Source organism: Phenylobacterium sp. (assembly GCF_030693805.1).
GTDB lineage: Bacteria > Pseudomonadota > Alphaproteobacteria > Caulobacterales > Caulobacteraceae > Phenylobacterium.
Genome location: NZ_JAUXZW010000029.1, coordinates 1 through 1,369 on the forward strand (window position 1 = coordinate 1; position 1,369 = coordinate 1,369).

The following is a 1,369-nucleotide window of genomic DNA, read 5'->3' on the forward strand; positions in this document are numbered from 1 at the left end:
TCCACCAGGTAAATGCGGCTCATGGCAACAGCTCCCAATCCAGTCGCACCAGGGTGCCGCCAGCCGCCTGCGGCTCCACCACAAGGGCAGCGCCAATGGCCAGCGCGCGCTCGCGCATGCCCACCATGCCCAGGTGGCCCGGGCGGCCCTGGCTCAGTGCCAGGGGCATGCCCACGCCGTCGTCGGCCACCTCCAGGTGAATGTGTTGGGCGTCGCCGTCGAGCCGCACCTCGATCTGCCGCGCCTGGGCGTGCTGAATGGCGTTTACCAGGGCTTCGCGCGCCACCATGAACACCGCGTGTTCGACATCGGCCGGCCAACGCAAGGTCTCCAGCCCTGGCTGTACCCGCAGATGCAGCGGCACCGAAGGCGCCTCGGCCTGTCGGGTGTGGCATTCGGTTTCCAGCGCGGCCGCCAGGCCGTTGTCTTCCAGCAGCGGAGGCCGCAGTTCCATCATGGCCTGGCGCACCTCGTGGATGGCCTGTTGCGCGAGCGCATCGAGCTTGGCCATGCGCTGCGCTGCGGCGGCTGGCAAGCCATCGCCCAAAGTGCCCCCCAGGGCGTCCAGCGACAGGCGCAGCGCCGTCAGCGTCTGACCCAGGCGGTCGTGCAGGATCTGCGCAAGCCGGCGCGTGGTCTGTTTCTCCTGCTCCATCAGCTGGTAGGTCAGTTCCGACAGCTCCAGCTGGTACTGTGCCTGCCGGCGCTCGGCCAGCACACGCTCGGTGACGTCGCGCAGGATGGCGGTCAGCACCTTGCGCCCGCGCACCGTGACCTGCGAGATCGAGGCCTCCAGTTCCAGCTCGGCGCCGTCGGCCCGCAAGCCCACCACGCGGCCCGCGCCCATGCGGCGCCGGCTGGTGCTGGAATCGGCAAAACCCCGCAGGTGCTGGTGGTGCCCTGGCCGAAAGCGCGGCGGCAGCAGGCGGTCCAAGGGCTGGCCCATCAGGTCGGCTGCCGCCACCTGGAAGATGCGTTCGGCTGCCGGGTTGAACAGCTCGATGCGCCCGCTGGCGTCGGTGCTGATCACGGCATCGCTGGAGGCCTGGATGATGGCGGTCAGCGTTTCGGACTGCTCGGTCAGGCGCTGGCGCGCCTCGCGCTCGGCCGTGAGGTCACGCACCTGGGCCATCATGCCGACCAGGGACCCGTCCATGTCACGCAGCCTGCTGACCCGCCACTCGCCCCAGATATCGATGCCATCGCGGCGCTGCGCATGGATCTCGAACGCCCACGGCCCTTCCTGCGACTCCAGCATCGCCATGCGCTGGCGCTTGTCCTCGTAAGGGTCGGTCCACTTCAGGAAGTGGGCCAAAGGCTGGCCCAGCACGTCCTCGCCGCGCCAGCCAAACACCTCGGCCGCGCTGTG

Annotated in this window: 1 protein-coding gene; it reads right to left on the bottom strand. The window is 69.5% G+C overall.

The genetic code is table 11. The annotated features are described in order from the left end of the window. Positions 1-19: 19 nt before the first annotated feature. Positions 20-1,369 (bottom strand): PAS domain-containing sensor histidine kinase (locus Q8M88_RS01380; RefSeq protein ID WP_305594325.1); only part of this gene is annotated, 1,350 nt, incomplete at its 5' end.